General features: G+C 72.8%; 26 protein-coding genes, 2 pseudogenes and 1 riboswitch. Of the genes and pseudogenes, 15 read left to right on the forward strand and 13 right to left on the reverse strand.

Features of this window, described 5'->3' with window-relative positions; genetic code table 11:
- Positions 1 to 49: 49 nt before the first annotated feature.
- The 6 genes from FHU28_RS31895 to FHU28_RS31915 form a co-directional block, all read right to left on the reverse strand.
- Positions 50 to 1102: a hypothetical protein gene (locus FHU28_RS31895; RefSeq protein ID WP_184688914.1), complete on the reverse strand. Its 1053-nt coding sequence runs from the start codon at positions 1100 to 1102 to the stop codon at positions 50 to 52.
- A gap of 128 nt (positions 1103 to 1230) precedes the next feature.
- A complete protein-coding gene (locus FHU28_RS31900) occupies positions 1231 to 1569 on the reverse strand; it encodes a DUF1416 domain-containing protein (protein WP_184688917.1) in 339 nt (112 codons plus the stop codon).
- The gene (locus tag FHU28_RS31905; protein ID WP_184688920.1) at positions 1569 to 2417 is read right to left on the reverse strand and encodes a sulfurtransferase; all 849 of its coding nucleotides are present in this window, start codon (positions 2415 to 2417) and stop codon (positions 1569 to 1571) included. The genes FHU28_RS31900 and FHU28_RS31905 overlap by 1 nt, the downstream gene beginning before the upstream one ends.
- Positions 2418 to 2619: 202 nt before the next feature.
- Positions 2620 to 2697: an Ms5788A family Cys-rich leader peptide gene (locus FHU28_RS33190; RefSeq protein WP_310503780.1), complete on the reverse strand. Its 78-nt coding sequence runs from the start codon at positions 2695 to 2697 to the stop codon at positions 2620 to 2622.
- 105 nt (positions 2698 to 2802) lie between these two features.
- Positions 2803 to 3585 carry an LmeA family phospholipid-binding protein gene (locus FHU28_RS31910; RefSeq protein WP_184688922.1) on the reverse strand — a complete coding sequence of 261 codons (783 nt, stop codon included), beginning with the start codon at positions 3583 to 3585 and terminating at the stop codon, positions 2803 to 2805.
- A 79-nt stretch (positions 3586 to 3664) separates the two neighbouring features.
- On the reverse strand, positions 3665 to 4714 hold the full coding sequence (locus tag FHU28_RS31915; protein WP_184688925.1) for a hypothetical protein: 1050 nt from the start codon (positions 4712 to 4714) through the stop codon (positions 3665 to 3667).
- Between the two features lie 246 nt (positions 4715 to 4960).
- Here FHU28_RS31915 and FHU28_RS31920 point away from each other — a divergent pair, with 246 nt between their 5' ends.
- The 7 genes from FHU28_RS31920 (at position 4961) to pstB (ending at position 12062) form a co-directional block, all read left to right on the forward strand.
- A complete protein-coding gene (locus FHU28_RS31920) occupies positions 4961 to 5680 on the forward strand; it encodes a winged helix-turn-helix transcriptional regulator (RefSeq protein WP_176722767.1) in 720 nt (239 codons plus the stop codon).
- 151 nt (positions 5681 to 5831) lie between these two features.
- A complete protein-coding gene (locus FHU28_RS31925; protein WP_184690080.1) occupies positions 5832 to 6686 on the forward strand; it encodes a polysaccharide deacetylase family protein in 855 nt (284 codons plus the stop codon).
- Between the two features lie 67 nt (positions 6687 to 6753).
- Positions 6754 to 7722: a mycothiol synthase gene (mshD, locus tag FHU28_RS31930; RefSeq protein WP_260413219.1), complete on the forward strand. Its 969-nt coding sequence runs from the start codon at positions 6754 to 6756 to the stop codon at positions 7720 to 7722.
- Positions 7723 to 7955: 233 nt separating this feature from the next.
- Positions 7956 to 9053: a phosphate ABC transporter substrate-binding protein PstS gene (gene pstS, locus FHU28_RS31935; protein ID WP_184688928.1), complete on the forward strand. Its 1098-nt coding sequence runs from the start codon at positions 7956 to 7958 to the stop codon at positions 9051 to 9053.
- Between the two features lie 41 nt (positions 9054 to 9094).
- A complete protein-coding gene (gene pstC / locus FHU28_RS31940; protein ID WP_184688930.1) occupies positions 9095 to 10180 on the forward strand; it encodes a phosphate ABC transporter permease subunit PstC in 1086 nt (361 codons plus the stop codon).
- Complete coding sequence (pstA, locus tag FHU28_RS31945) at positions 10177 to 11265, forward strand: phosphate ABC transporter permease PstA (protein ID WP_184688932.1); 1089 nt, start codon at positions 10177 to 10179, stop codon at positions 11263 to 11265. Before pstC ends, pstA begins: the two co-directional genes overlap by 4 nt.
- Positions 11266 to 11285: 20 nt before the next feature.
- Positions 11286 to 12062, forward strand: coding sequence for a phosphate ABC transporter ATP-binding protein PstB (pstB, locus tag FHU28_RS31950; protein WP_184688934.1), 777 nt, complete (start codon positions 11286 to 11288; stop codon positions 12060 to 12062).
- Positions 12063 to 12134: 72 nt separating this feature from the next.
- Here the strand turns inward: pstB and FHU28_RS31955 are convergent, their stop codons facing one another.
- Positions 12135 to 12950 (reverse strand): NUDIX hydrolase, encoded by an 816-nt coding sequence (locus FHU28_RS31955; protein ID WP_184688936.1) that lies wholly within the window; start codon positions 12948 to 12950, stop codon positions 12135 to 12137.
- Between the two features lie 136 nt (positions 12951 to 13086).
- Here FHU28_RS31955 and FHU28_RS31960 point away from each other — a divergent pair, with 136 nt between their 5' ends.
- A complete protein-coding gene (locus FHU28_RS31960; RefSeq protein ID WP_184688938.1) occupies positions 13087 to 13674 on the forward strand; it encodes a DinB family protein in 588 nt (195 codons plus the stop codon).
- 60 nt (positions 13675 to 13734) lie between these two features.
- Positions 13735 to 14703, forward strand: a complete 969-nt coding sequence (locus tag FHU28_RS31965) for a Gfo/Idh/MocA family protein (RefSeq protein ID WP_184688940.1) — start codon at positions 13735 to 13737, stop codon at positions 14701 to 14703.
- Positions 14704 to 14751: 48 nt separating this feature from the next.
- Here FHU28_RS31965 and FHU28_RS31970 read toward each other — a convergent pair whose 3' ends face one another.
- The 3 genes from FHU28_RS31970 to FHU28_RS31980 form a co-directional block, all read right to left on the reverse strand.
- On the reverse strand, positions 14752 to 15756 hold the full coding sequence (locus tag FHU28_RS31970; protein WP_184688942.1) for an inorganic phosphate transporter: 1005 nt from the start codon (positions 15754 to 15756) through the stop codon (positions 14752 to 14754).
- Between the two features lie 4 nt (positions 15757 to 15760).
- Entirely contained in the window at positions 15761 to 16387 is a 627-nt protein-coding gene (locus tag FHU28_RS31975) for a DUF47 domain-containing protein (RefSeq protein WP_184688944.1), read from the reverse strand.
- A gap of 149 nt (positions 16388 to 16536) precedes the next feature.
- The gene (locus tag FHU28_RS31980; RefSeq protein ID WP_184688945.1) at positions 16537 to 17487 is read right to left on the reverse strand and encodes a PPK2 family polyphosphate kinase; all 951 of its coding nucleotides are present in this window, start codon (positions 17485 to 17487) and stop codon (positions 16537 to 16539) included.
- 205 nt (positions 17488 to 17692) lie between these two features.
- On the opposite strand from FHU28_RS31980, the gene sigJ reads away from it, so the two are divergent.
- Positions 17693 to 18643 carry an RNA polymerase sigma factor SigJ gene (gene sigJ / locus FHU28_RS31985; RefSeq protein ID WP_184688947.1) on the forward strand — a complete coding sequence of 317 codons (951 nt, stop codon included), beginning with the start codon at positions 17693 to 17695 and terminating at the stop codon, positions 18641 to 18643.
- Between the two features lie 6 nt (positions 18644 to 18649).
- Here sigJ and FHU28_RS31990 read toward each other — a convergent pair whose 3' ends face one another.
- The gene (locus FHU28_RS31990; RefSeq protein WP_184688950.1) at positions 18650 to 19156 is read right to left on the reverse strand and encodes a DUF402 domain-containing protein; all 507 of its coding nucleotides are present in this window, start codon (positions 19154 to 19156) and stop codon (positions 18650 to 18652) included.
- Between the two features lie 124 nt (positions 19157 to 19280).
- On the opposite strand from FHU28_RS31990, the pseudogene FHU28_RS33305 reads away from it, so the two are divergent.
- Together FHU28_RS33305 and FHU28_RS33310 are read left to right on the forward strand one after the other, a co-directional pair.
- Positions 19281 to 20627: pseudogene (locus tag FHU28_RS33305) on the forward strand (ATP-dependent DNA helicase); the annotation flags it as partial.
- A 111-nt stretch (positions 20628 to 20738) separates the two neighbouring features.
- Positions 20739 to 21425, forward strand: a pseudogene (locus FHU28_RS33310) (ATP-dependent DNA helicase); the annotation flags it as partial.
- Positions 21426 to 21476: 51 nt separating this feature from the next.
- On the opposite strand, the gene FHU28_RS32000 reads toward FHU28_RS33310, so the two are convergent.
- On the reverse strand, positions 21477 to 22775 hold the full coding sequence (locus tag FHU28_RS32000; RefSeq protein WP_260413220.1) for an AI-2E family transporter: 1299 nt from the start codon (positions 22773 to 22775) through the stop codon (positions 21477 to 21479).
- 154 nt (positions 22776 to 22929) lie between these two features.
- Between FHU28_RS32000 and FHU28_RS32005 the strand changes: the two genes are divergently transcribed.
- Positions 22930 to 23277, forward strand: a complete 348-nt coding sequence (locus FHU28_RS32005) for a GroES family chaperonin (RefSeq protein WP_184688956.1) — start codon at positions 22930 to 22932, stop codon at positions 23275 to 23277.
- A 73-nt stretch (positions 23278 to 23350) separates the two neighbouring features.
- Complete coding sequence (locus tag FHU28_RS32010) at positions 23351 to 23518, forward strand: hypothetical protein (protein ID WP_167796936.1); 168 nt, start codon at positions 23351 to 23353, stop codon at positions 23516 to 23518.
- A 3-nt stretch (positions 23519 to 23521) separates the two neighbouring features.
- Here FHU28_RS32010 and FHU28_RS32015 read toward each other — a convergent pair whose 3' ends face one another.
- A complete protein-coding gene (locus FHU28_RS32015) occupies positions 23522 to 25060 on the reverse strand; it encodes a PrsW family intramembrane metalloprotease (RefSeq protein ID WP_184688958.1) in 1539 nt (512 codons plus the stop codon).
- A gap of 23 nt (positions 25061 to 25083) precedes the next feature.
- A riboswitch (SAM riboswitch) is annotated at positions 25084 to 25206 on the forward strand.
- A 46-nt stretch (positions 25207 to 25252) separates the two neighbouring features.
- On the opposite strand from FHU28_RS32015, the gene FHU28_RS32020 reads away from it, so the two are divergent.
- Entirely contained in the window at positions 25253 to 26515 is a 1263-nt protein-coding gene (locus FHU28_RS32020; protein ID WP_184688960.1) for an aminotransferase class V-fold PLP-dependent enzyme, read from the forward strand.
- Positions 26516 to 26594: the final 79 nt, after the last annotated feature.

A 26594-nucleotide genomic window follows, 5' to 3' on the forward strand; every position in this document is an offset into this window, starting at 1 on the left:
ATGGTGTCACGTGCCGGCGAGGCGCCCGGCCGCGCCTCGGCACTCCCGGTCAGGCCGGGACGGACCGGCGGGACAGCAGCCACAGCAGGTAGAAGGGGCGCTGCCGCAGCTCGCCACGACGGTCGGCGTACTGGTCGGCGGCGAGCACCGCGGAGAAGAACCCGCCCGCGCCCAGCATGCCGAGCACCGGCGCCAGGTGGGTGCCCTCGACCGCCACCAGCGTCGCGGCGACAGTCGCCATCGCAGCGCCCGCGGCCTGCACGGCCGAGCGCCGGGCCACCCGGGCGACCTCGGAGCGAGCCGCCAGTACCCCCTCCTGGATCTCCGCGTCGAGCTTCGCGAGCTGCACCAGCGCCTTGTCCGGATCCGTGTCGACGTCCAGCATCCGGCCCCGCAGGTACGCCTGGGTCGCGGCGAGCGCGTCGCTCTCCTGAGTCAGGATGGCGCAGTAGTCCCGCAGCGAGGTGCCCTCCAGCATCGGCAGGTCGAGCTGGAGCAGTGGGGTCACCAGCCGCGCCTTCACCGGATCCCCGCTCGGCACGTCGACGACACGGTGCCCCTTGACGATCAGGTCGAGCGTGCGGTCCGGGTTGTCGCCCAGCTCGATCTGACCCACGCTGTTGAACGGCGAGGAGGTGGACTGCGCGTCCGGCGCGCGTGACTCCAGGTGGCGGCGGCGGAAGGTCTGCGGGAAGTAGACGAGCTGCCCCTGCTCCAGCAGCGGCGCGCAGTCCCGCAGGTACGCGCCGAGGCGGTGCAGGTCGTCGCACTCGGCGAAGAGCTGGTCGATCTGGATGTCCTCGTACCGGCAGTCCGGGCCGCAGCGCTCCGGGTCCTTGCCGCACCACTTGCAGGTTTCCCGGTTGACCAGATAGCGGTGCTCGCCGCCGGGCTGGGAGAGGATCAGCTTGGCGGTGACGAGCGTGGCCCGCTTGGTGAGGAACGACAGGTCCGTGTCGAGGCTGGCGACCGAGACGTCGAACGGGCGCGTGCGGCCGGACCCGTCGGCGCCTTGGAGTTCGCGGACGATCGTCTCGCCCCGGTTGCCGTCGATGAAGTCGATCAGATAGCGAATCGCGTGGGCAGCGGCGTCGTCGGGCATCTGGTCCCCCTCCGGCGCGTCCGGGGCGCACCGCCGTCCAGCCTGCCAGCCACGGCCGGGACGTACCTCGCCGGAACGGCTCGTGGCCCGCCACCCCTGTGGGTGGCGGGCCACGATCAGAGCGTGGGTCAGGCGGCGACCGAGACGGTCACCTCGTTGATCCCGCGAGCCGCGGCCACGGCGGTGTCGCCGTTGCCGTGGCGGGACAGCGCCCGCAGCGTCCACGAGCCCGGCGCGGCGAAGAACCGGAACTGCCCGGCCGGCGACGTCACCACCTCGGCGGTGAACTCACCGGTGGAGTCGAGCAGCCGCACGTACGCGCCCGGCACGACCTCGCCGGACTCGGACAGCACACGGCCGGTGATGACGGTCTCCTTCTCCAGATCCAGGCTGGCCGGGAGGGGGGCGGCCTGGTCCGGCGCGGCGCAGCCGGCGGCAGCCGTCGAGGCGGCGGAGGCGGCGGTCATCAGGCCTCCCCGGGCTCGTCGCCGAGCGCCACCGGCACGCCGACGAGCGAGCCGTACTCGGTCCAGGAACCGTCGTAGTTCTTCACGTTGCGGTGCCCGAGCAGCTCCTGGAGCACGAACCAGCTGTGCGAGGAGCGCTCGCCGATCCGGCAGTAAGCGATCGTCTCCTTGCTGTCGTCCAGCCCGGCGGCGGCGTAGATCTTGCGCAGCTCGTCGTCGGACTTGAACGTGCCGTCCTCGTTCGCCGCCTTGGACCACGGGACGCTGATCGCGGTCGGGATGTGACCGGCCCGCTGCGCCTGCTCCTGCGGCAGGTGGGCGGGGGCGAGCAGACGGCCCGCGAACTCGTCGGGGCTGCGCACGTCGACCAGGTTCTTGGTGCCGATCGCGGCGACCACCTCGTCGCGGAACGCGCGGATCGAGGTGTCCGGCTCCTGCGCGACGTACTGCGTCTTCGGCCGCTCCACCGCGTCGGTGACGAGCGGACGCGCGTCCAGCTCCCACTTCTTGCGGCCGCCGTCGAGCAGCTTGACGTCGCCGTGGCCGTAGAGCTTGAAGTACCAGTACGCGTACGCGGCGAACCAGTTGTTGTTGCCGCCGTACAGGATCACGGTGTCGTCGTTGGCGATGCCCCGGTCGGACAGCAGCGCCTCGAACTGGGACTTGTTGACGAAGTCCCGGCGGATCTGGTCCTGGAGGTCGGTGCGCCAGTCGAGCTTGACGGCGCCGGCGATGTGCCCGGTGTCGTAGGCCGAGGTGTCCTCGTCGACCTCGACGAAGACGACGCCCGGGGCGTCGAGGTTCTTCTCGGCCCACTCGGCCGAAACGAGTGCGGTGTCGCGACTCATCAGATCACTCCCTGGTGAGGATGGTTGGTGAGCCTGCGCGCGGAGATCGATGTCGATTGTTGTCGCACCACGCGCGGGACCCAGAGCTAGGAACGGATCACGGGTACGTGCGACGGCGCCGCTGCCGGGCGTTGAGGGGAACCGGGAGAGGTTCGTGGACCCTGGGTGGCCGCCGTTCAGGCGGCCGGAGACAGCCCCGCCGTCAGATGACGGGGCGACACAGGCAGGTGGCCACGCGGCACAGGTCGACCGCGCGCCGTTTGGTGAGGTGGGTCCCCATGGGCAGGGAGATTACCAGCCCACGCCCACAGCGCCACCACGCCGACCAGCATCCGGGACAGCCGTCCGGCTGGTCAGCCGGCTGAGTCGACGGCAGGCCGGCTGGTCAGCCGGCGGAGTTGATGGGCACGTTCGCCGCGTCCGCCGTGACCACCAGGCCCTCCGGCTTCGGCTCCACCTTGCGCAGGTTGAGCTGGAACGGCAGCTCCGGCAGCGGCACGTCGATCGAGATGCCCTGCGCGTACCGGGTCAGCGCGGCCCGGGCCAGTGGCACGTTCGGCAGGCCGTCGGCGGTGAGGTCGTTGAAGCGCAGCGCGACCTTGCCACCGGCCACCGTGACGTCGGCGGTGCCGTTGACGGTGAGCTTGACGCCGAGGATGTCCACCGGAGCCGTCACGGCGAGCTTGCCGTTCCGCTCGCCGAGCGTCAGCCCGGGGCGGTCCAGCAGCTTGGCCAGGCTCTCGTAGGTGACGGTGCCCCGCCCGTCCACGCTCTCGGCCACCACGTCGCCCCGGCCGGAGCGCAGCGTGTCCAGCGACGCGGTCACGTTGCGCGCGTCCACGTCCAGCTTCGGCACCTCCACGGCGTCACCCTGGACGGCGCCACGCACGTCGGTGAGCTGGATCGAGATGCGCTGGTACCGGCCGTCGAGCACCTGGGTGAGGAACGGGAAGCCACCCACTTCGACCTGCGGCGCGGCGGACTGCGCGTCCTGCTTGGCGATCTCCTGCCGCACCTGGTCGGCGATCGCCCGCTCGGCGACGCCTGCGGCGACCCGGTCGGCGACGACGAGCAGCCCGGCCAGCACCAGCAGCAGGACGACGAAGCCGATCAGCACCTTCCGGCCGCGTCGCCGCGGTCGGCCCTCTGCCGGATACGCCTCTGCCACGCCGCCTCCCGTCCTCGCCGCCGTCACCGCGTCTCGCGGCGCAACCGTACTTACCCGAGGCGAATCTTCCCCAACCGCGTCAGAGGAACAGTACGCACATCGCGTACGCGGCCGGCGCGGCCAGTGCGAACCCGCCCAGTGGCCCCTGCATGTGCCGGGCCGCCCACATCGTCGGCGGCTCACCGGCCATCAGGCGGCCCGCCTCGGCGTACCCCACGGCGAGGTCGGCCAGGACGGCGGTGGCCGCGCTGACCACGCCGACCAGTGCGGCGCTGGTCGGCGTGAAACCGACCAGGTAGCTGCCGAGCACGGCGCTGGTGAGGGTGCCGAGCATGGCGCCCGCGACCACGCCGGCCGCGCCGCGCGGCACCTGCGGGGCGAGCCGCGGCCACGGCGCGACCGCGTCGGTGAGCCGCGCCACCAGCAGTCCCACCCCGGCGGCGGTGAGGCAGACCGTGATCGCCTGGGTGCCCTTGGGAATCCGGCTGAGCACGATGAGCGTGCCGAAGGCGACCACGCCCACCACGATGAGCAGGGTGCCGCCGAGCGAGTCGGTCACCCGGACCCGGTCCACCCGCCGGACGAGCTGCCCCAGCACGGCGAGCAGGAGCCCGGCGGCCGCGGCGTACCCGAGCGGGGCCAGGCCGGCGATGTCCGACTGCACGGCCGCCACGTCGGCGATCACGGCCGTGCCGACGCTGCCCAGCGCGACGACCAGCAGCGCGGGCGGGCGCATGGCCATCGTCCAGGCGAGCACGAAGAGCAGCTGGACGCCGAAGATGATGGCCGCGAACGGCAGCCGGTGCCCGGGGCCGGAGGTCTGCGCGCCGAGCACCAGGCCGACGCCGAGCAGCGCGGCGAAGCCGGCGACGGTGAGCGCCAGCGGCCGGCGGACCGGGACCGGTGGCAGCTCCTCCTCGGGCGCCTCGTCGGACTCGTCGTCGGGCCGCCGGCCGGGACCGCCCTTGCGCAGCCGGCGCGGCCCCTTCCGCTCCGGCCGCTCCCCCTCCTCGTCGGCCGGGCCGGTACGCGGGGCGGGAGGGTAGCCACGGGCGGGCCCGGACGGCCCGGGAGGCGGACCGTCGGGCCACGGGTCACGACCGGCGTCGCGCGAGGTAGAGGGAAACACGCCCCGATCGTGCCAGACCCGGGCGGCTCGGCGGAGGTCCCGGTTTCGGCGACGTTAAAACCTGCGCCGCGATCATGGGCAGAAAGGGCAAACGGGAAAGCGCCCCGGAGGTGACGGCCGGTCCATCAGTTACGCTCAGGCCGTTACCCGCCCGTCAGCGACGCCGGGACCCACGCAAGTTCACAGCGCCGCCCTCACCCGGGCGTGTTGCTGGTCGCGCGCGGCCGAAGGGCCGCCGGGACGGAGGTGATCGTGGAGCTCCTGCTGCTCGTGACCGCACGGGCCGGTGAGCCGTCGGCGGTGTTGCCGGCACTCGACCTGCTGCCGCATTCGGTCCGCACCGCACCCCGCGACGTCCGCACGCTGGTGTCCGGCCCCACGCCGGACGCCGTACTGGTGGACGCCCGCTCCGAACTGAGCGAGGCGCGCGCCACGTGCCGGATGCTGCACGCCACCGGGCTCGGCGTGCCGCTGGTCGCGGTGGTCACCGAGGCGGGCCTGATCGCGCTCAACGCGGACTGGGGCGTCGACGACGTGATCCTGGCCGGCGCCGGGCCGGCCGAGGTGGAGGCCCGGCTGCGGCTCGCGGTCGGCCGGCTGAGCAACGCCACAGCCGGCGCCGGCGGCTCGATCCGGGCCGGTGAGCTGAACATCGACCCGGACACCTACGCCGCGAAGCTCAAGGGCCGCCCGCTCGACCTCACGTACAAGGAGTTCGAGCTGTTGAAGTTCCTGGCCCAGCACCCGGGGCGGGTGTTCACCCGGGACCAGTTGCTGCGCGAGGTCTGGGGCTACGACTACTTCGGCGGCACCCGGACGGTCGACGTGCACGTGCGGCGCCTGCGCGCCAAGCTCGGCTCGGAGTACGAGTCGATGATCGGCACGGTGCGCCAGGTGGGCTACAAGTTCGTCGTCCCGCCGTCGCGCTCGCTGCCGGAGTCGGAGCCCGCCCCGCTGCCGGTCTGATCGTTCACGCCCCACTCCGGTAGGGGGCATTTCCGCAGAATGCCCTTTTTGCCCGATCAGTCAGCCATATCCTGGCTGCCGGATTCACCGGGCAAAAGGGGGCGGCGGTGCGTGCGGTTGACACGGGGGCCACGAACGGCCGGTGCCGCTGATGCGGGGCTCGACGCTGCGCGCCGCAGGGCTCGTAGTCGTGGTGCTCGCGGGCCTGCTCGGCTCGGCGTTCGCGCTCGGCCGCAGCCTGGTGCCGGAACACCCGCCGTCGAACGCCGGGGCCACCACGGCGCTCACCGGGCCGCACTACGCCGACCAGCCGCCCAGCACGGACTTTCCCGGAGGCCGGGCCACCGCCGGTCCGAGCCCCGACGCCGCGCCGGACGCCGCCCCGGTCGCGCCGGGCGGCGACGGCCCGTACGGCAGCCTGGTCGCCACCGGCTCGTCCCGGGTCGCGCTGACCTTCGACGACGGTCCCGACCCGCGCTGGACTCCGCAGGTGCTCGCGCTGCTGGCCCAGTACGGCGTGAAGGCGACGTTCTGCGTCGTCGGCGAGAACGCCGAGGCCCACCCGGATCTGATCCGGTCGATAGTGGCCGAGGGCCACACCCTGTGCAACCACTCCTGGGAGCACGACGTCAACCTGGGCAAGCGGTCTCCGGCGACGATCCGGGCCGACATCCTGCGCACCAACGACGCGATCCTGGCCGCCGTGCCGAACGCGCGGATCGCGTACTACCGCCAGCCGGGCGGCGCATGGACGCACCCGGTGGTGTCGGCCTGCGCCGACCTGGGCCTCACCCCGCTGCACTGGAGCGTCGACCCGTCGGACTGGAAGGCGCCCGGCGCGCTCGCCATCGAGACGCTGGTCCGCACGCAGATGGTCCCGGGGTCGATCGTGCTCATGCACGACGCGGGCGGGGACCGCTCCGGCACGGTCGCGGCGTTGCAGCAACTCCTGCCCGAGATGCTGGTCCGGTTCGAGCTGGAGTCGCTGCCCGTCGGCCCGCAGTGACGAGCGCCACCGACCGCCGCCCTCGTCCGGCGCGAACCGCTGCCGGACGGCCGCTACCGTGACTCAGATGAGCCCCGAGCCGACGAGTGGTCCCGCAACCGACCGGATCGCCCGGACGGACCGGCTGACGCCGGACGGGATCGACCGGACGGACCGGCTGACGCCGGCCGAGGTCGCGGAGGTGCTGGCGCTGGCCCGCGCCGCCGGGGACGCCGACGGCGCCGACCCGCTCGACGAGCACGTGCTGCTGCGGCTGCGCGACCCCGAGGCGCCCGCAGTGCACCTCACCGCCCGGACCGCCGACGGCACCCTCACCGGGTACGCGCACCTCGACGTCACCGCCCCGGCCGAGGGCGTCGGCGCGGAGCTGGTCGTGCATCCCGCGTACCGGCGGCGGGGTTCCGGCCGGGCGCTGGCCCGGGGAGTGGTGGACGCCGCTCCCGGACCGCTGCGCGCCTGGGCGCACGGCGACCACCCGTCGGCCGCCGCGCTCGCTGTCGACCTGGGCTTCACCCGGGCGCGGGTGCTCTGGCAGATGCGCCGCCCGCTGACCGCCGAGTTGCCGGCGCCGGTCGTGCCGGACGGCGTGACGCTGCGCGCGTTCCGTCCGGGCGAGGACGACGAGGCGTGGCTCGCGGTGAACAACTCGGCTTTCGCCCAGCACCCCGAGCAGGGCAAGTGGACGCTCGACGACCTGCGCGTACGCATCGCCGAGCAGTGGTTCGACAAGGCCGGCTTCCTGCTCGCCGTCGACTCCACGACCGGGCGACTGCTCGGCTTCCACTGGACCAAGGTGCACGAGCGGCCGGGATCGGCCCGGATCGGCGAGGTCTACGTGCTCGGCGTCTCCCCGTCCGCGCACCGGGGCGGCCTGGGCCGGGTGCTCACCGCGGCCGGCCTGACCCACCTGCGCGACGAGCGCGGGCTGGACCGGGTGATGCTCTACGTGGACGAGAGCAACACCGCCGCTGTCGCGCTCTACGAGCGGCTCGGCTTCGCCATGTGGTCCGCGCACGTCAACTACCAGCTCGGCTGAGCGTTCCCGGCCCCGGAAAGCCGCCATAAAGGCGATACCAGGCTGCTAGTTCACGAAATGGACAACCCTTCCTCGGCGTACGGCCATCTCGACGGCTGAACGTGTTCACCGCGCGTTCACTTACGCCCGGCGAACCGTCCACCTGGCCCTCCTACCTTTCGTGTCAGCCGGTCAGCGCCGGCCCCCCGGCACTCCGGGCGACCTGACCAAAGACGTGAAGGGAAACCCCTGAAGTGAAGCTCCAGCGGCACGGCGCCATCGCCTGTCTCGCTCTCACCGCGGTTCTCGGTCTCAGCGCCTGCGGCTCGGACAACAACGAGCCCGCCAGCGCCTCCGGTTCCACCGCCGCGGTGGACTGCGCGACGGGCACGCTGAACGCGCAGGGCTCCTCGGCTCAGAAGAACGCCATGGCCGAATGGATCAAGGCGTATCAGCAGAAGTGCGCCGGCAGCACGATCAACTACGAGCCGAGCGGCTCGGGCGCCGGCATCCAGGCCTTCATCGCCGGCACCGCCGACTTCGCCGGTTCGGACTCCCCCCTCAAGCCGGAGGAGCAGCCGCAGGCCGACGCCAAGTGCACCGGCGGCCAGGCGCTCAACCTGCCGATGGTCATCGGCCCGGTCGCCGTGGTCTACAACGTCAGCGGCGCGGACAACCTCCAGCTCAGCCCGGCCACCCTGGCGAAGATCTTCGCCGGCACGGTGACCAAGTGGGACGACGCGGCGATCAAGGCCGACAACCCGGACGCCAAGCTGCCGTCGACCGCGATCCAGGCGGTGCACCGCTCCGACGAGTCGGGCACCACCGACAACTTCACCAAGTACCTCTCCAAGACCGCCGAGGCGGACTGGACGCTCGGCAACTCCAAGGCGTGGAAGGCCCCGGGCGGCGTCGGCGCGGCCAAGTCCGACGGTGTGGCCAGCAAGGTCAAGAGCACCGACGGCACCATCAGCTACGTCGAGTGGTCGTACGCCGAGAACTCCGACCTGAAGATGGCGAAGATCAAGAACGGCAACGGCGAGTTCGTCGAGCTGACCGGTGACTCGGCCGGCAAGACCATCGCCGGCGCCAAGTTCGAGGGTCAGGGCAACGACCTGAAGATGTCGATCGACTACAACACCAAGGAGGCCGGGGCGTACCCGATCGTCCTGGCGACCTACGAGATCGTCTGCAGCAAGGGCCTCGCCGCCGACAAGCTGCCGCTGGTCAAGGGCCTGCTCGGTCACGCCGCCAGCGCCGAGGGGCAGAAGGAGCTGGTCGAGCTCGGCTACGCGCCGCTGCCCGAGACCGTCCGCACCAAGGTCGAGGCCGCGGTCAAGAGCCTCTCCTGACGCTCCGACCGACACCTCCTCAACGCGAAGCGAGCGAGCAGATGGGTGACACCCCTCACCGCTCGGCCGGCGCCGGCACCGGCGGGAACCCCGTGGCCACGAGCCACGAGCGACCCGCCGGTGCCTCGGCGCGTCCGGCCGAGCGCTCCGGCAACCCGGGCCGCCCCGACGGCGGCCTCGGCGGCGGCGGCGCCCTCCCCCGGGCCCGCGCCTTCGGCGCGGAACGGGCGTTCCGCGGCCTGACGCTGGCCGCCGGCACCACAGTCCTGGTGGTCATCGCGGCGATCGCGATCTTCCTGGTCGCCAGGGCCGTCCCGGCGCTGCGGGCGAACACCGAGTCGTTCTGGACGTTCGAGGGCTGGTTCCCGAACGACAACCCGCCGCAGTTCGGCATCGGCGCGCTCGCCTTCGGCACCGTCCTGAGCTCGCTGCTGGCGCTGCTCATGGCGGTGCCGGTCGCGCTGGGCATCGCCCTCTACCTGTCGCACTACGCGCCCCGGCGGCTCGGCAACGGCCTGGGCTTCCTGATCGACCTGCTCGCAGCCGTACCAAGCGTCGTGTTCGGCCTCTGGGGCCGGGACTACTTCGCCCAGCCGGTCGCCGACCTGTCCGCGTGGCTGAACAGGTACTTCGGCTGGATCCCCATCTTCGGCGACGGCCCGTACGGGAACTCGATCCTGCTCGGCTCCGTGGTGCTGGCGATCATGGTGCTGCCGATCATCACCTCGCTGTCCCGCGAGGTGTTCCGGCAGACCCCGACCGCGAACGAGGAAGCCGCGCTCGCGCTCGGCGCCACCCGCTGGGAGATGATCCGCACCGCCGTCCTGCCGTACGGGCGGCCCGGCGTCATCGCCGCGGTGATGCTCGGCCTGGGCCGGGCGCTCGGCGAGACCATCGCGCTGGCGCTCACGCTCGGCTCGACGTACGCCATCTCGTTCAACATCCTGCAGAGCGGCGGAAACTCGATCGCCGCGAACATCGCCAACCGGTTCGCCGAGGCGAACGACACCGGCCGCGGCGCGCTCATCGCCTCCGGCCTGGTGCTGTTCGCGATCACGTTGATCGTCAACATCACCGCCCGGGCGATCATCCACCGGCGGCGCGAGTTCACGGAGTCGGCCGCATGACCACCACCCTCACCCCCCGCCGCCCGCGCCCGCCGGCCCAGCCGGCCACGCTGCGGGCGAAGCGTCTTCCCGCGTACGCCGCTCCGGCCATCGCCGTCGCGGCGCTGCTGCTCGCGGCGGCCATCGTGTACGGCGGCGGCATCGGCGGCCCGGTCCTGGTCGTGGTGGTCGGCGCGCTGCTCTACCTGGCCGGTCTCTTCGCCGCGGCGAACGCGGTGGAGGGCCGCCGGTCGGCCCGCAACCGGACCTGGAGCGCGCTGATCCACTCCGCGTTCGTGCTGGCGGTGCTGCCGCTGGCCTCGGTGGTCTGGACGCTCGTGAGCAAGGGCTCCGAGCGGCTGGACGCGAACTTCTTCGGCACCTCGATGAACAACATCGGGTCGCGCGACGCCAACGGCGGCGCGTACCACGCGATCGTCGGCACGTTGCAGCAGGTCGGCATCGCCACAGTGATCACGGTGCCGCTCGGCGTGCTCTGCGCGATCTACATCGTCGAGTACGGCCGGGGCCGGTTCGCGTTCACCATCCGCTTCTTCGTGGACGTGATGACAGGCATCCCGTCGATCGTCACCGGCCTGTTCGTGCTGGCCTTCTGGGTGCTGATCGTCTCGCCGTGGTTCAACGACGGGCGGCCGGGCTTCTCCGGCTTCGCCGCCGCGCTGGCGCTGAGCGTGCTGATGCTGCCCACTGTGGTCCGCTCCACCGAGGAGATGCTCCGCCTGGTGCCCGCGCCGCTGCGCGAGGGCGCGTACGCCCTGGGCGTACCGAAGTGGAAGACGATCCTGCGGGTCGTGCTGCCGACCGCGCTGCCCGGCATCGTCACCGGCATCATGCTCGCCATCGCGCGGGCCGCCGGTGAGACCGCGCCGGTGCTGCTGGTCGCCGGCGGCGGCGCGGCGATCAACTTCAACCCGTTCGAGAACAACCAGTCGTCGCTGGCCCTTTTCGTCTACCAGCAGGCCGGTGAGGCGTCGAGGTACTCGCCGGCACGGGCGTGGACCGCGGCGCTGACCCTGGTCGCCCTCGTCCTCGTCCTCACCGTGGCGGCGAAGCTGCTGTCCCGCCGCAACCGGCTCGGCCGATGAACCCCGGAGGTACCGCCACCATGGCCAAGCGCATCGAAGCCACGAACGTGACCGCCTACTACGGCGGGTTCAAGGCGATCGAGAACATCAACCTGACCGTCGAGCCGAAGACGGTCACCGCCCTGATCGGCCCGTCCGGCTGCGGCAAGTCCACCTTCCTGCGGTCGATCAACCGGATGCACGAGGTGCTGCCCGGCGCCCGCGTCGAGGGCAGCCTCACCATCGACGACCAGGACATCTACGACCGCGACGTGGACGTCACGGCGGTCCGCCGGATGATCGGCATGGTCTTCCAGCGGCCGAACCCGTTCCCCACCATGAGCATCTTCGAGAACGTGGTGGCGGGCCTGCGGCTCAACGGCGTACGGCGCAAGTCGATCCTGGAGAAGGCGGCCGAGCGGGCGCTCCGCTCGGCGAACCTGTGGGACGAGGTGAAGGACCGCCTCGCCAAGCCCGGCGCGGGCCTGTCCGGCGGTCAGCAGCAGCGGCTCTGCATCGCCCGCACCATCGCTGTCGAGCCGCAGGTGGTGCTGATGGACGAGCCCTGCTCGGCGCTGGACCCGATCTCCACGCTGGCCATCGAGGACCTGATGTTCCAGCTCAAGGACAAGTTCACGATCATCATCGTCACGCACAACATGCAGCAGGCCGCGCGGGTGTCGGACCGGACCGCCTTCTTCTCCATCGAGAAGACCGGCGACCCGGGCCGCCTGATCGAGTACGACAACACGCAGAAGATCTTCAGCAACCCGAGCCAGAAGAAGACCGAGGACTACATCACCGGCCGCTTCGGCTGAGCTGTAAGGAGGGGCCCCCTGTTAACCGCCTCCGGTAGAGGAAGGGGCCCCTCTTAACACCGCAGGCGCAGGTCAGCGCAGCAGGAAGCGGGGCTCGGCGCCGTCCAGGCCCTCGATGTACGGCAGGATCGGCGTACCCGGATCGCGCTCCGCCGCGTCCCGCGCCACTCCGGCGAGGTCGCCCGCGGCGGCGACCTCGGCGAGCGTGACCATGGTCGGCGGCAGCATGGTCAGCTCGCCGGCCAGCGCGTCCGCCGGGCGCAGCCACAGCGTGTGGTCGGCCTCGCCGGACACGTCGCGGGTCCGCTGCCCCTCGGGCAGCAGGGCGACGAAGAAGTACGTGTCGAAGCGGCGCGGCTCGAACTCCGGCGTGATCCACCGGCTCCACGGCAGCAGCAGGTCGGACCGGAGCGTCAGGCCCTTCCCGGCCAGCAGGTCCGCGAAGCCGGCCCGCCGGCCCACCAGGTCCTGCCGGGCCTCCTCCCAGTCGTCGCCGCTCACGTCGCCGACCACCGTGTCCGGGTCCGGCCCGGCGAGCAGCACGCCCGCCTCCTCGAAGACCTCGCGGGCGGCGGCGCACACCACCGCCTGCGCGGCGGCCGGATCGAGCCCGAGCCGTTCCCCCCACGCCGCCGGGTCCGGGCCGGCCCAGCCCAGGTGCGCCTCCGAGTCGGAGCGGTCCACCCCGCCGCCGGGAAAGGCGTACATGCCGCCGAACGTCATCGCCGCGACCCGGCGGATCATGTAGACCTCGAATCCGTCGCCGGCCGGACGGAGCAGCAGCACTGTGGCGGCGACCCGGGGCACGGCCGGTACGGCGCCCTCGGCCTGGAATCGGCGGGCGTGCTCCACCAGGGCGGGAGGTGCGGCGAAGCCGTCGATCGTCATGCGCCCGAGCCTAGTTCCCGCCCGGGCGGATCAGTGGGGACGGTGCTGCCCCGCCGGAAGCCGGCGGCGAGCACGCGATCCGGTCACGTCGCCACGGGGCTGCGTCCGTCGGCAACGCCTGGCAGGGTCATGACCCGTGATCGACGATTTCGCGAAGGAATACCTGCACAACGATCTGCGCCAGATCCGCGAGGCCATGCTGTGGAAGCTCGACGGACTGTCCGAGTACGACGTCCGCCGTCCCCTGACCGCGTCCGGCACCAACCTGCTCGGGCTGGTCAAGCACCTGGCGGTTGGGCAGGCCCGGTACTTCGGCGAGGTGTTCGGCAGGCCGTTCCCGGAGCCGCTGCCCCGGTGGGACGACCCGGATCCGGACGGCACCGACATGTGGGCGACCGAGCACGAGAGCCGCGAGGAGGTGATCGGTCGTTACCGGCGAGCGTGGGAGCACGCGGACGCGACGATCGACGCCCTCGCGATCGACGCGCCCGGCCATGTGCCGTGGTGGCCACGGCCGGACGTCAAGCTGTTCAACGTCATGGTCCACGTGCTGACCGAGACCAGCCGGCACGCCGGGCACGCCGACATCCTGCGGGAGCAGCTCGACGGCTCGACCGGGGCATGGGCCGAGTACGCGTACCTGGAACCCGACCGGACGACGCTGACGACGCGGCGGGCGATGATCGAACTGGCCGCCCGGGCCGCCGCCGACACCCCCCGCTGAGCCGTCCCGACCGGTGGATCACCCTCCCTGCCCCGGAGCGGTCCGGGATAGCGTGCCGGCATGACGCGTTGGGGAATCCTGGCCACCGGACACATCGCTGCCTGTTTCGCCGCCGATCTGCGGCTGGTGCCGGACGCCGAACTGGTGGCGGTCGGATCGCGCACCCGGGAGAGCGCCGAGCTGTTCGCGCGCCGGCACGACGTGCCGCGGGCGTACGCCTCATGGGCGGAACTGGCCGCGGACCCGGACGTGGACGCGATCTACGTGGCCACCCCGCACGCTGCGCACCACGAGGCGGCGCTGGCGTGCCTGGCCGGCGGCAAGGCAGTGCTGGTGGAGAAGCCCTGCACGCTGGACCTGCCGACCACCACCGAACTGGTGGAGACGGCCCGCGCCCGGGGTCTGTTCCTCATGGAGGCCATGTGGATGCGGACCAACCCGCTGATCCTGCGGGTGCTGGAGCTGATCCGGGACGGCGCGATCGGCGAGGTCACGCACGTACGGGCCGACTTCGGCGTGGCCGGACCGTTCCCGCCGGAGCACCGGATGCGGGCCCGCACGCTCGGCGGCGGCGCGCTGCTCGACCTCGGCGTCTATCCGCTGAGCCTGGCCCACCTGGTGCTCGGCGTGCCGCAGCACGTGCAGGCGTGGGCGAAGCTGACCCCGGAGGCGGTGGACGAGAACACCGGCATGGTGCTCGGCTGGGACTCCGGCGCGGTGGCGACGCTGAGCTGCGGCATGGTCGGCGCGACAGCGATCACCGCGTCGATCACCGGCACGACGGGCCGGATCGACCTGCCCGAGCTGTTCTTCCGGCCCGCGCACGCGGTGCTGCACCGGGCCGGCGCCGAACCGGAGACGATCCCGGGGGACCTGACCGGCGGCGGCTACCAGTACGAGGCGATCGAGGTGCAGCGCTGCCTGGCGGCCGGGCTGACCGAGAGCCCGCTGGTGCCGCACGCCGCCACGCTCGAGGTGATGGGCCTGATCGACGACGTCAAGGCCCGGATCGGCGTCTCCTACGCGTGAGGGGCCCCCGCCACGGCGGGGAACCCCTCGACGTCGTCGCGCGGGAGATCAGAACAAGGGGCGGACCAGCAGGTACGCGAGGCAGGCGATCGCGGCGGCGGCCGGGAACGTGATGATCCAGGCGATCACGATGTTGCCGGCCACGTTCCAGCGCACCGCGGAGAGCCGTTTCGTCGAGCCCACACCCATGATCGCCGAGGTGATCGTGTGGGTGGTGGAGATCGGCGCCTTGAGCACCAGCGCGTTGAAGTAGAGCACCGCGCTGGCCACGGTCTCGGCCGCGAAGCCCTCCGCCGGGCCGAGGTCGATGATCTTCCGGCCGAGCGTCCGGATGATCCGCCAGCCACCCGCGTACGTGCCGGCGGCCAGCATCGCGGCGGAGGTCCAGAAGACCCAGCCCGGGATGTGGGTCTTGCTCTCCTGGAAGCCGCCGGTGTAGAGCGCCAGCACGATGATGCCCATGGTCTTGGCGGCGTCCTGCATGCCGTGGCCGACCGACATGGCGGCGGCGGACACGGTCTGCGCCCAGCGGAAACCGCGGCTGAGCTTGCCGGGCTGCCCCTTCCGGAACAGCCACATGATCGCCAGCATCACCAGGAAGCCGAGGACCAGGCCGACCATCGGCGAGAGCACCATCGGGATGAGGACCTTCTCGACGATGTTGCCCCACTGGACGATGCCGTCGGCGGCGAACAGGGTCGCGCCGACCAGGCCGCCGAAGAGGGCGTGCGACGAGGAGGACGGCAGGCCGAAGTACCAGGTGATCAGGTTCCAGATGATCGCGCCCAGCACGCCGGCGAAGACCACGCCCAGGCTCTCCACCCCGGTGGGCAATGTCACCAGGCCGTCGCCGACCGTCTTGGCCACGCCGGCGCCGAAGTGCGCGCCGATGAAGTTGCCGACTGCTGCCAGCCCCAAGGCGATCCGGGGGGTCAGCGCCCGGGTCGAGATGCTGGTGGCGATCGCGTTTGCCGCGTCGTGGAAGCCGTTCGTGTAGTCGAACGCCATGGCGACCGCGATCACCGCCAGCACGGCGATGAGTTCGGGACTCACTGGATCAGGACTCCTTGACCGCGATGGTCTCGACGGTGTTGGCGACGTGCTCGAAGGCGTCGCAGGCGGCCTCCAGCTCGTCGGCCACCTCCTTCATCTTCAGCACCGTGAGCGCGTCGTACTCACCGGAGAAGAGGCGCACCAGCAGCATCCGGTACGCCTGGTCGCCGTCGTTCTCGAGCCGGTTGCACTCGATCCAGTAGTCCTCGAGGTCCTTCATCGACTTCAGCCGGGGCATCGCCTCGGCGGTGAGCTTGGCCTGCAGGTCGAGCACGTTCACCAGCTCGTGCAGCTCACGCGGAAGCGACGGGAGCTTGGTCAGGCCGTACAGGTAGAGCAGGTTGCCGACCGCCTCCAGGTGGTCCATCACGTCGTCGAGCAGCGAGCCGAGCCGGTAGATGTCCTCCCGGTCGAACGGCGTGATGAAGGTGGAGTTGATCTTCTTGTACAGCTCGTGCGTGATCTGGTCGCTGTCGTGCTCGATGTCGGTCAGCCGCTCGCTGATCGACTGCACGTCGGCGCCGGGCAGACCCAGCTCGTTGAGCAGGTCGGTCCCCTTCACCAGGTTCTGCGCGGCCTTCGTGAAGAGCTCGTAGAAGGCGCCCTCGGTGGGACGGAAGGAAAACTTCACAGCACGGACCTCGTCGTGTCGGTGGAAGGGTGGCCGTCGCCGCCCGGGCGTCTGCATTGCGCATGCTAGGGACCGCGTCCAGGCGGCTTTCGATCGGCCCACCCCTGGTCAAGCCCGATTCACCGGTCGTTCACCTTCCGTTCACCTGATCACCCGCTGAACTGGTTCCGTAACCGGTCACGCTCCCGATCAACGTCGAAATCGGCAGCCGGATACCCCAGATGCAACCCCTCGAACGTCTCGCGCAGCAGGTGGGCCACCGCCCAGTCCCGGTACCACTTGCGGTCCGCCGGGACCACGAACCAGGGCGCGTCGTCGCTGCCGCACCGCTCGATCGCCTCGGCGTACGCCGCCTGATAGTCGTCCCATCGTGCCCGGGTGTCCAGGTCACTGGGGTTGTACTTCCAGAACTTCGTCGGGTCGGTCAGCCGCTCCATCAGCCGCTCACCCTGCTCGGCGTACGAGATGTGCAGCATGACTTTGATCACCGTGACCGCCTGCTCGGCCAGTTCCCGCTCGAAGTCGTTGATGATCGCGTACCGGGACCGCCAGGTCGCCTCGTCGACCAGCCCCTCGACCCGGGCGATCAGCACGTCCTCGTAGTGCGAGCGGTTGAACACGCCCACGTACCCGGGCGGCGGCAGCGCCCGCCGTACCCGCCACAGGAAGTCGTGCCGCAACTCCTCCTCGGTCGGCGGCCCGAACGAGCGGATGTGCAGCCCCAGCGGGTTCATCGCGCCGGCCACCCGCTTCACGGCGCCGTCCTTGCCGCCGCAGTCCATCGCCTGGAGCACCAGCAGCACCCGGCGCGGCCGGCCCGCACCCAGTCCCGCGCCCGCCTGGGCCGGCGCGCTCGTGGCGCCGCCCGGACCGGCGGCGCCCTGCGCCGAGGCGTACAGCATCTCCTGCTGCCGCCCCAGTTCCGCGCCGACCATCTCGACCTGGGCCCGCGCCCACTCCTTGCGCGCGGGCCCGCGCCCGGCCGCCGCCGGCAGCCCCGGTGTCGACCGGGGGTCGATCGCCGCCAGGTCCACCGGCCCCGGCCCCACCCGCAGCAGTTCCCGCATCGGCCCGCCCTCGGGCCACACCACCTCACTCATCCCCCGATCCTCACCCCCGAACGCAATCCCCGAGTACGTCGCGCCCCCTAAAACCCCCTTTGTCCCCCTCCTCCACCGCCCCCACCACGCCGATCTTGCAGTTGCGGCCCCTTGCACGTCCGGAAAGCGGCGTTTGCCGGGGCAGCAAGTACAAGATCGACGAGGGTGGGTGGGGGTGGGGTGCGCGGGGCGGGAGAATGGGGGGGTGGATGAACTTACGGGGGAGTTCGAAGCGGAACGGGGGCATCTGCTGGCTGTCGCGCGGCGGATGCTCGGCAGCCGCAGCGAGGCCGAGGACGCCGTGCAGGAGACCTGGCTGCGCTTCTCCGGCGCGCTGAGCGACCCCGAGCAGCGCGCCCGCGTACGCGACCTGCGGGGCTGGCTCATCACCACCTGCTCACGGATCTGCCTGGACGTGCTCCGCTCCGCCCGGGTGCGCCGGGAGGCGTACCCGGGTCAGTGGCTCCCCGAGCCGGTGGTGACCACCGTGCCGGCGGCGGACGGGTTCGCGCCCGACCCGGCCGAACGGGCGGTACGGGCCGACCAGCTCGGCACCGCGCTGCTGGTGGTGCTGGAACGGCTGACGCCGGAGCAGCGGGTGGCGTTCGTGCTGCACGACGTGTTCGCGGTGCCGTTCGCCGACGTGGCGGACGTCCTCGCGGTCACGCCGGAGGCGGCGCGTCAGCTCGCGTCGCGGGCCAGGCGGGCGGTGCACGCGCCGGACGCCCCCCGGCACAGCGCGGACCTCGCCGAGCAGCGGCGGGTGCTCGACGCGTTCGCCGCGGCGGTGGAGTCCGGTGAGCTGGAGCAGCTGGTCCGCGTACTCGCCCCGGACGTGGTGTCGATCGGCGACGCGGGCGGTCACTTCCCGGCCGGGCGGCGGCCGGTGGTCGGCGTCGAGTCGGTCGGCCGCCTGCTGCTCGGCCTCTACGGCCAGGCCCAGCGGCGCGGCGGCCTGCGCGGACGGCCGGTGCTGGTGGACGGGACGCTGGGGTGGCAGTCGGAGTTCTTCCACCGGGACGGGCGACCCGTCCGGATGGTCACCTCGTTCGCCGTCCACGAGGGGCGGATCACCGGCGTGTTCAACCAGCTCAACCCGGCCAAGGTCGGCGAGCTGCCGCCGCTGGGCCCGGAGGCCGTCTGGCCGCCGCGGTGAGCCGGCTCAGACCACCAGCGCCAGCCACTTCCGGTACGACGTGGCGAACGGCTCGGTGCCGTCGCCGAGCGCGCCGAGCAGCCAGCGGGCGGCCGCCTCGGCCTCGGTGACCACGTCGTCCGGGTAGCCCCAGCGGGAGCGGTGCTCGGCGAACTCGTCCTCGTCGCGCAGCTCGACCAGGGCGGTCTCGCGGCGGCGCACCACGTCCAGGTCGAGGTCGATCAGGTGGACGGTCTCCTCACCCTCCCAGCGGGCCGGGGTGGCGATGTCGCAGTAGACCTCGCTGGTGCGCGGCGGCGGATTGAACATGCCGGTCCACCAGGCGTGGTGGGGCACCAGCAGGACGAACGGGATCTGCTCGACCGAAGGGCGGCCGTGGTAGACGGATTCGGTGCCGGCGGGCACGCCGAGCCAGACGCCGAGATCGTCCTCGGCGAGCCGACGGGCCGGGTAGTCGCGGTGGGCGCTGCCGTCGTACTTGCGGTAGATCACGCGGACCACGTCGCTCGGCATGCCTGGCACCCTAACCGATTCCGGCCACGCCACGCGATCGGGAGGTAACCGGACGCGACCCGCCGGTACGCCACGCCGCCGGAGCGACCGGACCCCCGTCGGTGCCGACGGGTACGGTCGCACGGTGACCCCGTCCCGCACCGCCACCGGCCCGGCCGTCCCGAAGAAGCGCCGCGGTGGCCGCGCCGGTGCCGGGGAGCTGCTGACCGCCGCTGTGGGCGCGGTTCCAGGCGGCGCGGCCCGGCCGGGTCAGCAGCAGATGGCCGAGGCGATCGAGCGCAGCATCGCCTCCGGCGAGCACCTGCTGGTGCAGGCCGGCACCGGCACCGGCAAGTCCCTGGCGTACCTGGCCCCGGCGCTGACGGTGGACGGTCCGGTGGTGGTCTCCACCGCCACGCTGGCGTTGCAGTCCCAGCTCGTCGAGCACGACCTGCCGAGGCTGGCCGACGCGGTCGAGCCGGTGCTTGGCCGCCGCCCCACCTTCGCCGTGCTGAAGGGGCGCCACCACTACCTGTGCCTGGCCCGGCTGGACAGCTCGGTCGAGGACGAGCCGGACGACGCGCTGTTCGACGCGCCGCGGCCCGGCAGCGGCGGCACCAAGTGGCTCGGCGAGGCGGGCCGCCTGGGCAAGCAGGTGCAGCGGCTGCGCGACTGGGCCGAGGAGACGGCCACCGGCGACCGCGACGAGCTGGACCCGGGCGTGGACGACCAGGTGTGGCGCAGCGTCTCCATGCCGGCCCGGGAGTGCGTGGGCGCGAGCCGCTGCCCGTTCGGGTCGGAGTGCTTCGCCGAGGCGTCCCGGGCCCGCGCCCGCGAGGCCGACATCGTGGTGACCAACCACAGCCTGCTCGCCGTCGACATGCTCGCCGGTCGGCACATCGTGCCGCCGCACAAGCTGCTGGTGGTGGACGAGGCGCACGAGCTGGCCGACCGGGTCTCCTCGGCGGCCCAGGCCGAGCTGGTGCCGGAGCTGATCGACAGGTCGACCCGCCGGGCCCGGCCGCTGCTGCGCCCGGACCTGGCCGAGCGGCTCACCGAGGCCGGGGACGCCCTCGCCGTGGGGCTGGCCGAGGCGCCCGCCGGGCGGCTCACCGCCGGTCTGCCGCCCGCGCTACGGGAGGCGTGCACGCTGCTGGACTCGGCGACCCGGGCCGCGCTGGAGGCGATCGGCGACGTGAAGTCCGACGACCCCGACCCGGTACGCAAGCAGCAGGCCAAGGCCGTGCTGGACGAGCTGTCCACCACCGCCCAGCGGCTGCTGGAGGAGGCCGACCACGACGTCGCCTGGGTCGAGAAGCCGGACAACGGCAGCCGGCGGGCGTTGGTGGTCGCGCCGCTGTCGGTCGCGGGCACGCTCGCCACCCACCTGTACGACGAGCGCACCGTGGTCGCCACCTCGGCGACGCTGGCGCTGGGCGGTCGCTTCGACACGGTGGCCCGGGCGCTGGGGCTGGACGCGCCGCCGCCCGCCCCGCCGTCCCCGGCCGCCGCCGCGCTCGCCACCGCCGCCGCCGCGGGCCGCCCTCCGGTCACGCCGCCGGTGGCAGCCACCGAGGGCAGCCGCGCGGCGATCGGCACCGTGCCGGCCACCGAAGGGCCGGGCTGGAGCTCGCTCGACGTCGGCTCGCCGTTCGACTACGCCCGGCAGGGCATCCTGTACGTGGCGGCGCACCTCCCGCGCCCCAGCGTCTCCGGGCTGCCCGGCCCGGCCGGTGAGGAGCTGCTGGCGCTGGTCGGGGCGCTCGGTGGTCGTACCCTCGGGCTCTTCTCGTCGCGGCGGGCCGCGCAGCAGGCGGCGGAGCTGCTCCGCGCGCGGACCGACCTGCCCGTGCTGCTCCAGGGCGAGGAGGCGCTGCCGCTGCTGGTCCGCCGGTTCCGCCAGGAGCGGGAGAGCTGCCTGTTCGGGGTGATGTCGCTCTGGCAGGGCGTGGACGTGCCGGGTGACGCCTGCCAGCTCGTGGTGATCGACAGGTTGCCGTTCCCCCGGCCGGACGAGCCGCTCGCCGCGGCGCGCGCGGCGGCGGTGGACGCCGGTGGCGGCTCCGGTTTCGCGGCGGTGAGCGTGCCGATCGCGGCGGTCCGGCTGGCCCAGGGCGTCGGCCGGCTGATCCGGGCCACCGGCGACCGGGGTGTGGTGGCGGTGCTCGACTCGCGGCTGGAGACGGCGCGCGGGTACGGCCCGTTCCTGCGCCGCTCGCTGCCGCCGTTCTGGTACACCACCCGGCCCGAGGTGGCCCGGGGCGCGCTGGAACGGCTCGCCAAGAGTTGACGCCCGCGCCTCCCCGGGCGGGGCGACGCGGGCGTCAAGGGGTCTTGCCTGTCAGGGCGCCTGGGAGGCGACCACCACCGCGTCCGGTGGGGTGTCCGGCACGGTACGCGCGGCGAGCCGCCGGACCGCTGTGTTGAGCACGGCGATCAGCGGCACCGCGACGAGCGCGCCGGCGATGCCGGCGAGCACCACGCCGGCGGCGATACCGATGATCACGGCGAGCGGGTGGATGGCCACCGCCCGGCCCATGATCAGTGGCTGGAGCACGTGGCCCTCGACCTGCTGCACACCGACCACCGCGCCCAGGATGATCAGCGCGGTCACCGGGCCGCTGTCGACGAGCGCCACCAGCACGGCCACCACGCCGGACAGGAACGCGCCGACGATCGGGATGAACGCGCCCAGGAAGACCAGCGCGGCCAGCGGGAACGCGAACGGGACGTCGAAGAGCACCAGGAAGATGCCGATGCCGACCGCGTCGATGAAGGCGACCAGGACGGTGGCCCGCACGTAGGCGCCGAGCGTCGCCCACGACGCGCGTCCGGCGTCGTCGACCTTCCACCGCGCCGCGACCGGCAGCAGCCGGACCAGGAACCGCCAGATGTTGTTGCCGTCGCGCAGGAAGAAGAACGTGGCGAAAAGCACCAGTACGGCGCCGGTGAGCACCTCGGCCAGCGTGGTGGCGGTGCTGAGCGCGCCGCTGGTGAACCGCTCGGTGTTGCCGTTGATCCAGTTCTGCGCCTCGTCGATGTAGCGGTCGAGTTGGCTGTCGGACAGGTGCAGCGGCCCGGTCTTGAACCAGTCCTGGATCTGCCGGACGCCCTCGGAGGACTTCTCGCTCAGCTTCGGCACGCCCTTGATGAACTCGTTAACCACGAGCGTCAGCGTGCCGACCACCGCGGCCAGGCCGCCGACCAGCACCACGGCGGTCGCCAGGGAGCGGGGCAGCCGGGCCCGGAGCAGCCAGCCGACCGCCGGGGCGAGCAGCGCGGAGAGCAGCAGCGCGACCGTCAGCGGGATGATCACGATGCTGATCGTCCCGACGATCTTGAGCAGGGCCCAGGTGACGATGCCGATCACGATCAGCCGCCAGCACCACGCGGCGGCGATGCGCAGCGCGTGCGGCACCTCGGTGTCGTCCCGGCTGACTGTCGAGGAGTGCATCGCGGCCGGCGGCTCGACGCCCACCACTGCCGCCTCCGGCGACGCCGCCGGTCCCGGTGCGGCGGGCGAGGCCACGCCCGCCTCCCCCGGCGCCGCTTCCGGGTCGGTCCGGCGGGTCCGGGCGGTCTCCCGGCCCGACTCGTACGCGCGGCGTAGCCGTCCGCGCATCCGCTCGAAGCGGCTCAAGCGCACCTCCGGCAAAGTTGGCCCCACCACCTCGCAGGGGGCACAGGATACGTCTGCTCGCCCCACCCTAGGGCGACTCGGCCACACATTGCCCGCCCGGCGCTCCCGCCAACCACGGCGGGATCGACAGTCGGGCACGCGGTAGCGTCTTCGCGTGACCGCCGACCAGAGTCTCGACGCCGGGCTGCCGATCCGCCTGCTGCACGACCGCGTGCTGGTACGCACCGAGGGCGCCGAGGGCGAACGCCGTTCCACCGCCGGCATCGTGATCCCCGCGACCGCCGCCGTGGGCAAGCGGCTGGCCTGGGCCACCGCGGTCGGCGTCGGGCCGCACGTCCGCTCGATCGTGGCCGGCGACCGGGTGCTCTTCGACCCGGACGACCGCTCCGAGGTCGAGCTGCACGGGCGGGCGTACGTGCTCCTGCGCGAGCGGGACGTGCACGCCGTGGCGGCCGAGCGGGTGGAGACCGCCGCCGCCGGTTCCACAGGTCTCTACCTCTAGCTCGGCACCGGCGCCGTTTGCGGCGCTGCCCGGCGGGAAGCCCAGGCACCTGAGCGCCCTGGGGAGGGACACCATGCCGGTAGTGATCAAGAAGATCCTCGCCTGGGGATTCCTCGCGTTCCTGATCTACTTCATGGCGTTCCGTCCGGACGGGGCCGCGCAGGTGTTCAAGGGGATCGGGGCAGCGCTCATGGCCATCGCCCAGGGGCTCGGCGACTTCCTGACCGGCCTGATGAGCTGACGTTCAGCGGCCGGGGTGCCAGGGCGCGCCCGGGTCGTGCCAGCCGGCCGGGCCGTGACCGCCCGGGCCGTGACCACCCGGGCCGTAGCCACCCGGGCCGTAGCCACCCGGGCCGTAGCCACCCGGCGGGAACGCGGGCGGCGCGGTGAGTACCACCGGGATCGGCACCACCGGGTCGTCCGGCGCCTCCACCGGGCGCTGCGAGCCGTCCGGGAACCGCAGGTGGTAGCGCTGACCGTCCCAGAGGCCGACCGGCGCCTGCGGGTCACGACCGACGAAGAACGACCGGTACGCGGAGATCGCCTCCAGCAGTTCCCGTTCCTCCCGCGCTGTCCGTTCCTGCTCGGCGGGCTTGCGGTCCAGTCCTCGGCGCATCCCGTCGCGCAGCAGCGCGAGCCGGGTCGCGGCGAACTGGTAACCCCGCATCGCCTTCACGCCGCCGTCACCGGCGACCCGCCGCGCCCAGGTACGCGCCGCGTGCCGCCGGCCCAGGCTGCCCAGCGCGGCCACCTCGGGCGGGGTGAGCCAGCCCGCCCGGACGTAGTCGGGCAGCGTGCGCTCGGTGAGCCGGCCCTCCCAGGCGCGCAGCCAGATCGCCAGCCCCACCATGGCGAAGAAGATCGGCACCATCACGCCGATGTACCCGTAGAGCACGATCACCGTCTGCCCGGTGGCCTGGGCCAGCGAGGGCAGCAGGTTCCAGGTGCCGTGCAGGATCATCGCCAGCAGCAGGCCGGCCAGCGGGGCGAGGATCCGCACCCGACGGTCGGCGGTACGCGCCGCGACGCCCAGCCCGACGCCGGTCATCGAGGTGAACAGCGGGTGGGCGAAGCCGAACAGCAGGATCCGGACGATGAAGATCGCGATCACCTGCTGCGCGCCGGTAGCCGGGCCGTACTGCTCCACGCCGGTGCGGTAGCCGTACCCGCCCAGGTAGAGGATGTTCTCGACCATGGCGAAGCCGACCGCGGAGAGCCCGCAGTAGACCAGGCCGTCGGTGATCCCGGAGAACTCCCGGCGCCGGAAGATCAGCACCAGGAGCGGGCCGGCCGCCTTGGTCAGCTCCTCGATGAACGGGGCGACGAGCACCGCTGTGAGCGCGGCCGGCAGCCCCCAGTCGTCGAACAGCCGCGCGCCGGTCTCGTTGACCAGCAGCGAGATCGCGGTGGAGACGAAGGCGCCCCACGCGAAGCAGAAGATCAGGTACTTCAGCGGCTCCGGCTCGTAGCGGTCGAGCCACAGGAAACAGGCGACCAGCACCGGCACCGGCAGGATCGCCGCGATCAACCCCACCAGCAGCGCCTCGGCGCCGAGGCTCTCGCCCAGCGTGAAGACCATGAACAACGCGCCGGCCGCGATCAGCAGCACCACACCGGCCAGTGCGAGGAAGCGCCGCCAGCCGAGCCGGCGCAGCGGCATCCGGGGCGTCGGCGCCCCCGGTGGCGGGGCGGCGGGGGCGGGCGGCGGCGGCAGGGCTCCGCCGGGCGGGGTGTCGGCCATGCGGTCAGCGTAGTCACCCGCGACCCACTGGTCCGGGTTCATCGCTGCGGCTATGCTCCCGGACAGGTTACGAGCGCCAGCGTCAAGCCCCGGCTTGCTGGCCGGCAACCCTCGTCGAGGTTCGCGGTGGGGTGCCCCGGGTGATGACCGGGCCCAGCGCCGCTCCGCGTGCTGGGCAAGCGCGGACCCCGTCCCGGCACCACCCGGGGTCCCCCGTGACCCGGGAGGCTCGGCATGACCCTCACTCTCGTACCCCCGTCACCAGTGCTGCCCGCGCCGGTCCGGCCCGACCCGCTCGGCGTGCTCGGCGTACCCGGGGAGATCAACCTGGACCACGCCGCCAGCGCGCCGTGCGCGCGGGCCGCGGCCGACGCGGTGGCCGGGCTTCTTCCCTGGTACGCCAGCGTGCATCGCGGCGCGGGCGCGCTGTCGCGGCGCTGCACGCTCGCCTACGAGCGGGCCCGGCAGACCGTCGGGGACTTCCTCGGCGCCCGCCCCGACGACCACGTGATCTTCACGCGGAACACCACCGATGCGCTGAACCTGCTGGCCCGGGCGCTGCCGCCGGGCACCACAGTGATCACGTTCGGCGGCGAGCACCACGCCAACCTGCTGCCCTGGCCGCGCGGCTCGGTACGCCTGCCGGTGCCGGACAGCCCGGCCGGCGCGGTCCGGTCCCTCGCGGCGGCGCTGGGCGAGCTGGCCCGCGACGCCCGGCCCGGCCTGCCGGTGCTGGTGGCGGTCACCGGCGCCGGCAACGTGACAGGCGAGTGCTGGCCGGTCGCCGAGCTGGCCCGCATCGCCCACCGGCACGGCGCCCGCATCCTGGTCGACGCCGCGCAACTCGCCCCGCACGCTCCGGTCGACCTGGCCGCGCTGGACGTGGACTACGTGGCGCTGTCCGGCCACAAGCTGTACGCCCCGTTCGGCGCGGGCGTGCTCGCCGGGCGGGCGGACTGGCTGGACGCGGCCCCGCCGTACCTGGCCGGAGGCGGCGCCACCAGCCACGTCGGCGCCGCCACCCACGAGGTGCGGTGGACCGTCGGCCCGGCCCGGCACGAGGCCGGCACCCCGAACCTGCTCGGCGCGGTGGCGCTGGCGGCGGTCTGCGCCGCGCTCGGCGAGACCGACCGGCAGGCGCTGCACGTACGGGAGCAGGCGCTGCTGACCCGGCTGCGCCGCGGCCTGGCCACGCTGCCGGACGTGGTCGAGTTGCGCACGTTCGGCCCGGACGCGCCCCGGGTGGGCATCGTCAGCTTCGTGGTCGCCGGCCGGGACTCGGGCGAGGTGGCCGCGCACCTGGCGAGCCGGCACCGGATCGGGGTACGGGACGGCTTGTTCTGCGCCCACCCGTTGACCCGTCGCCTGCTGGCCGAGGCCGCCGCCCGTACCGGCCGCACCGACCTGCCGCCGACCGCCCTGCGCGCCAGCCTGGGCCTGGGCACGACAGAGACGCAGGTGGACGCCCTCCTGACCGCCCTGTCCCACCTCCCCTGACCGACAGCCCTCCCATTACCGGGGCGGTGATCAAGGAGTTTGGGGCAGAGTTGATCTCCGCTGGGGACGTTAACTCCTT

The organism is Micromonospora echinospora, from assembly GCF_014203425.1.
Lineage (GTDB): Bacteria > Actinomycetota > Actinomycetes > Mycobacteriales > Micromonosporaceae > Micromonospora > Micromonospora echinospora_A.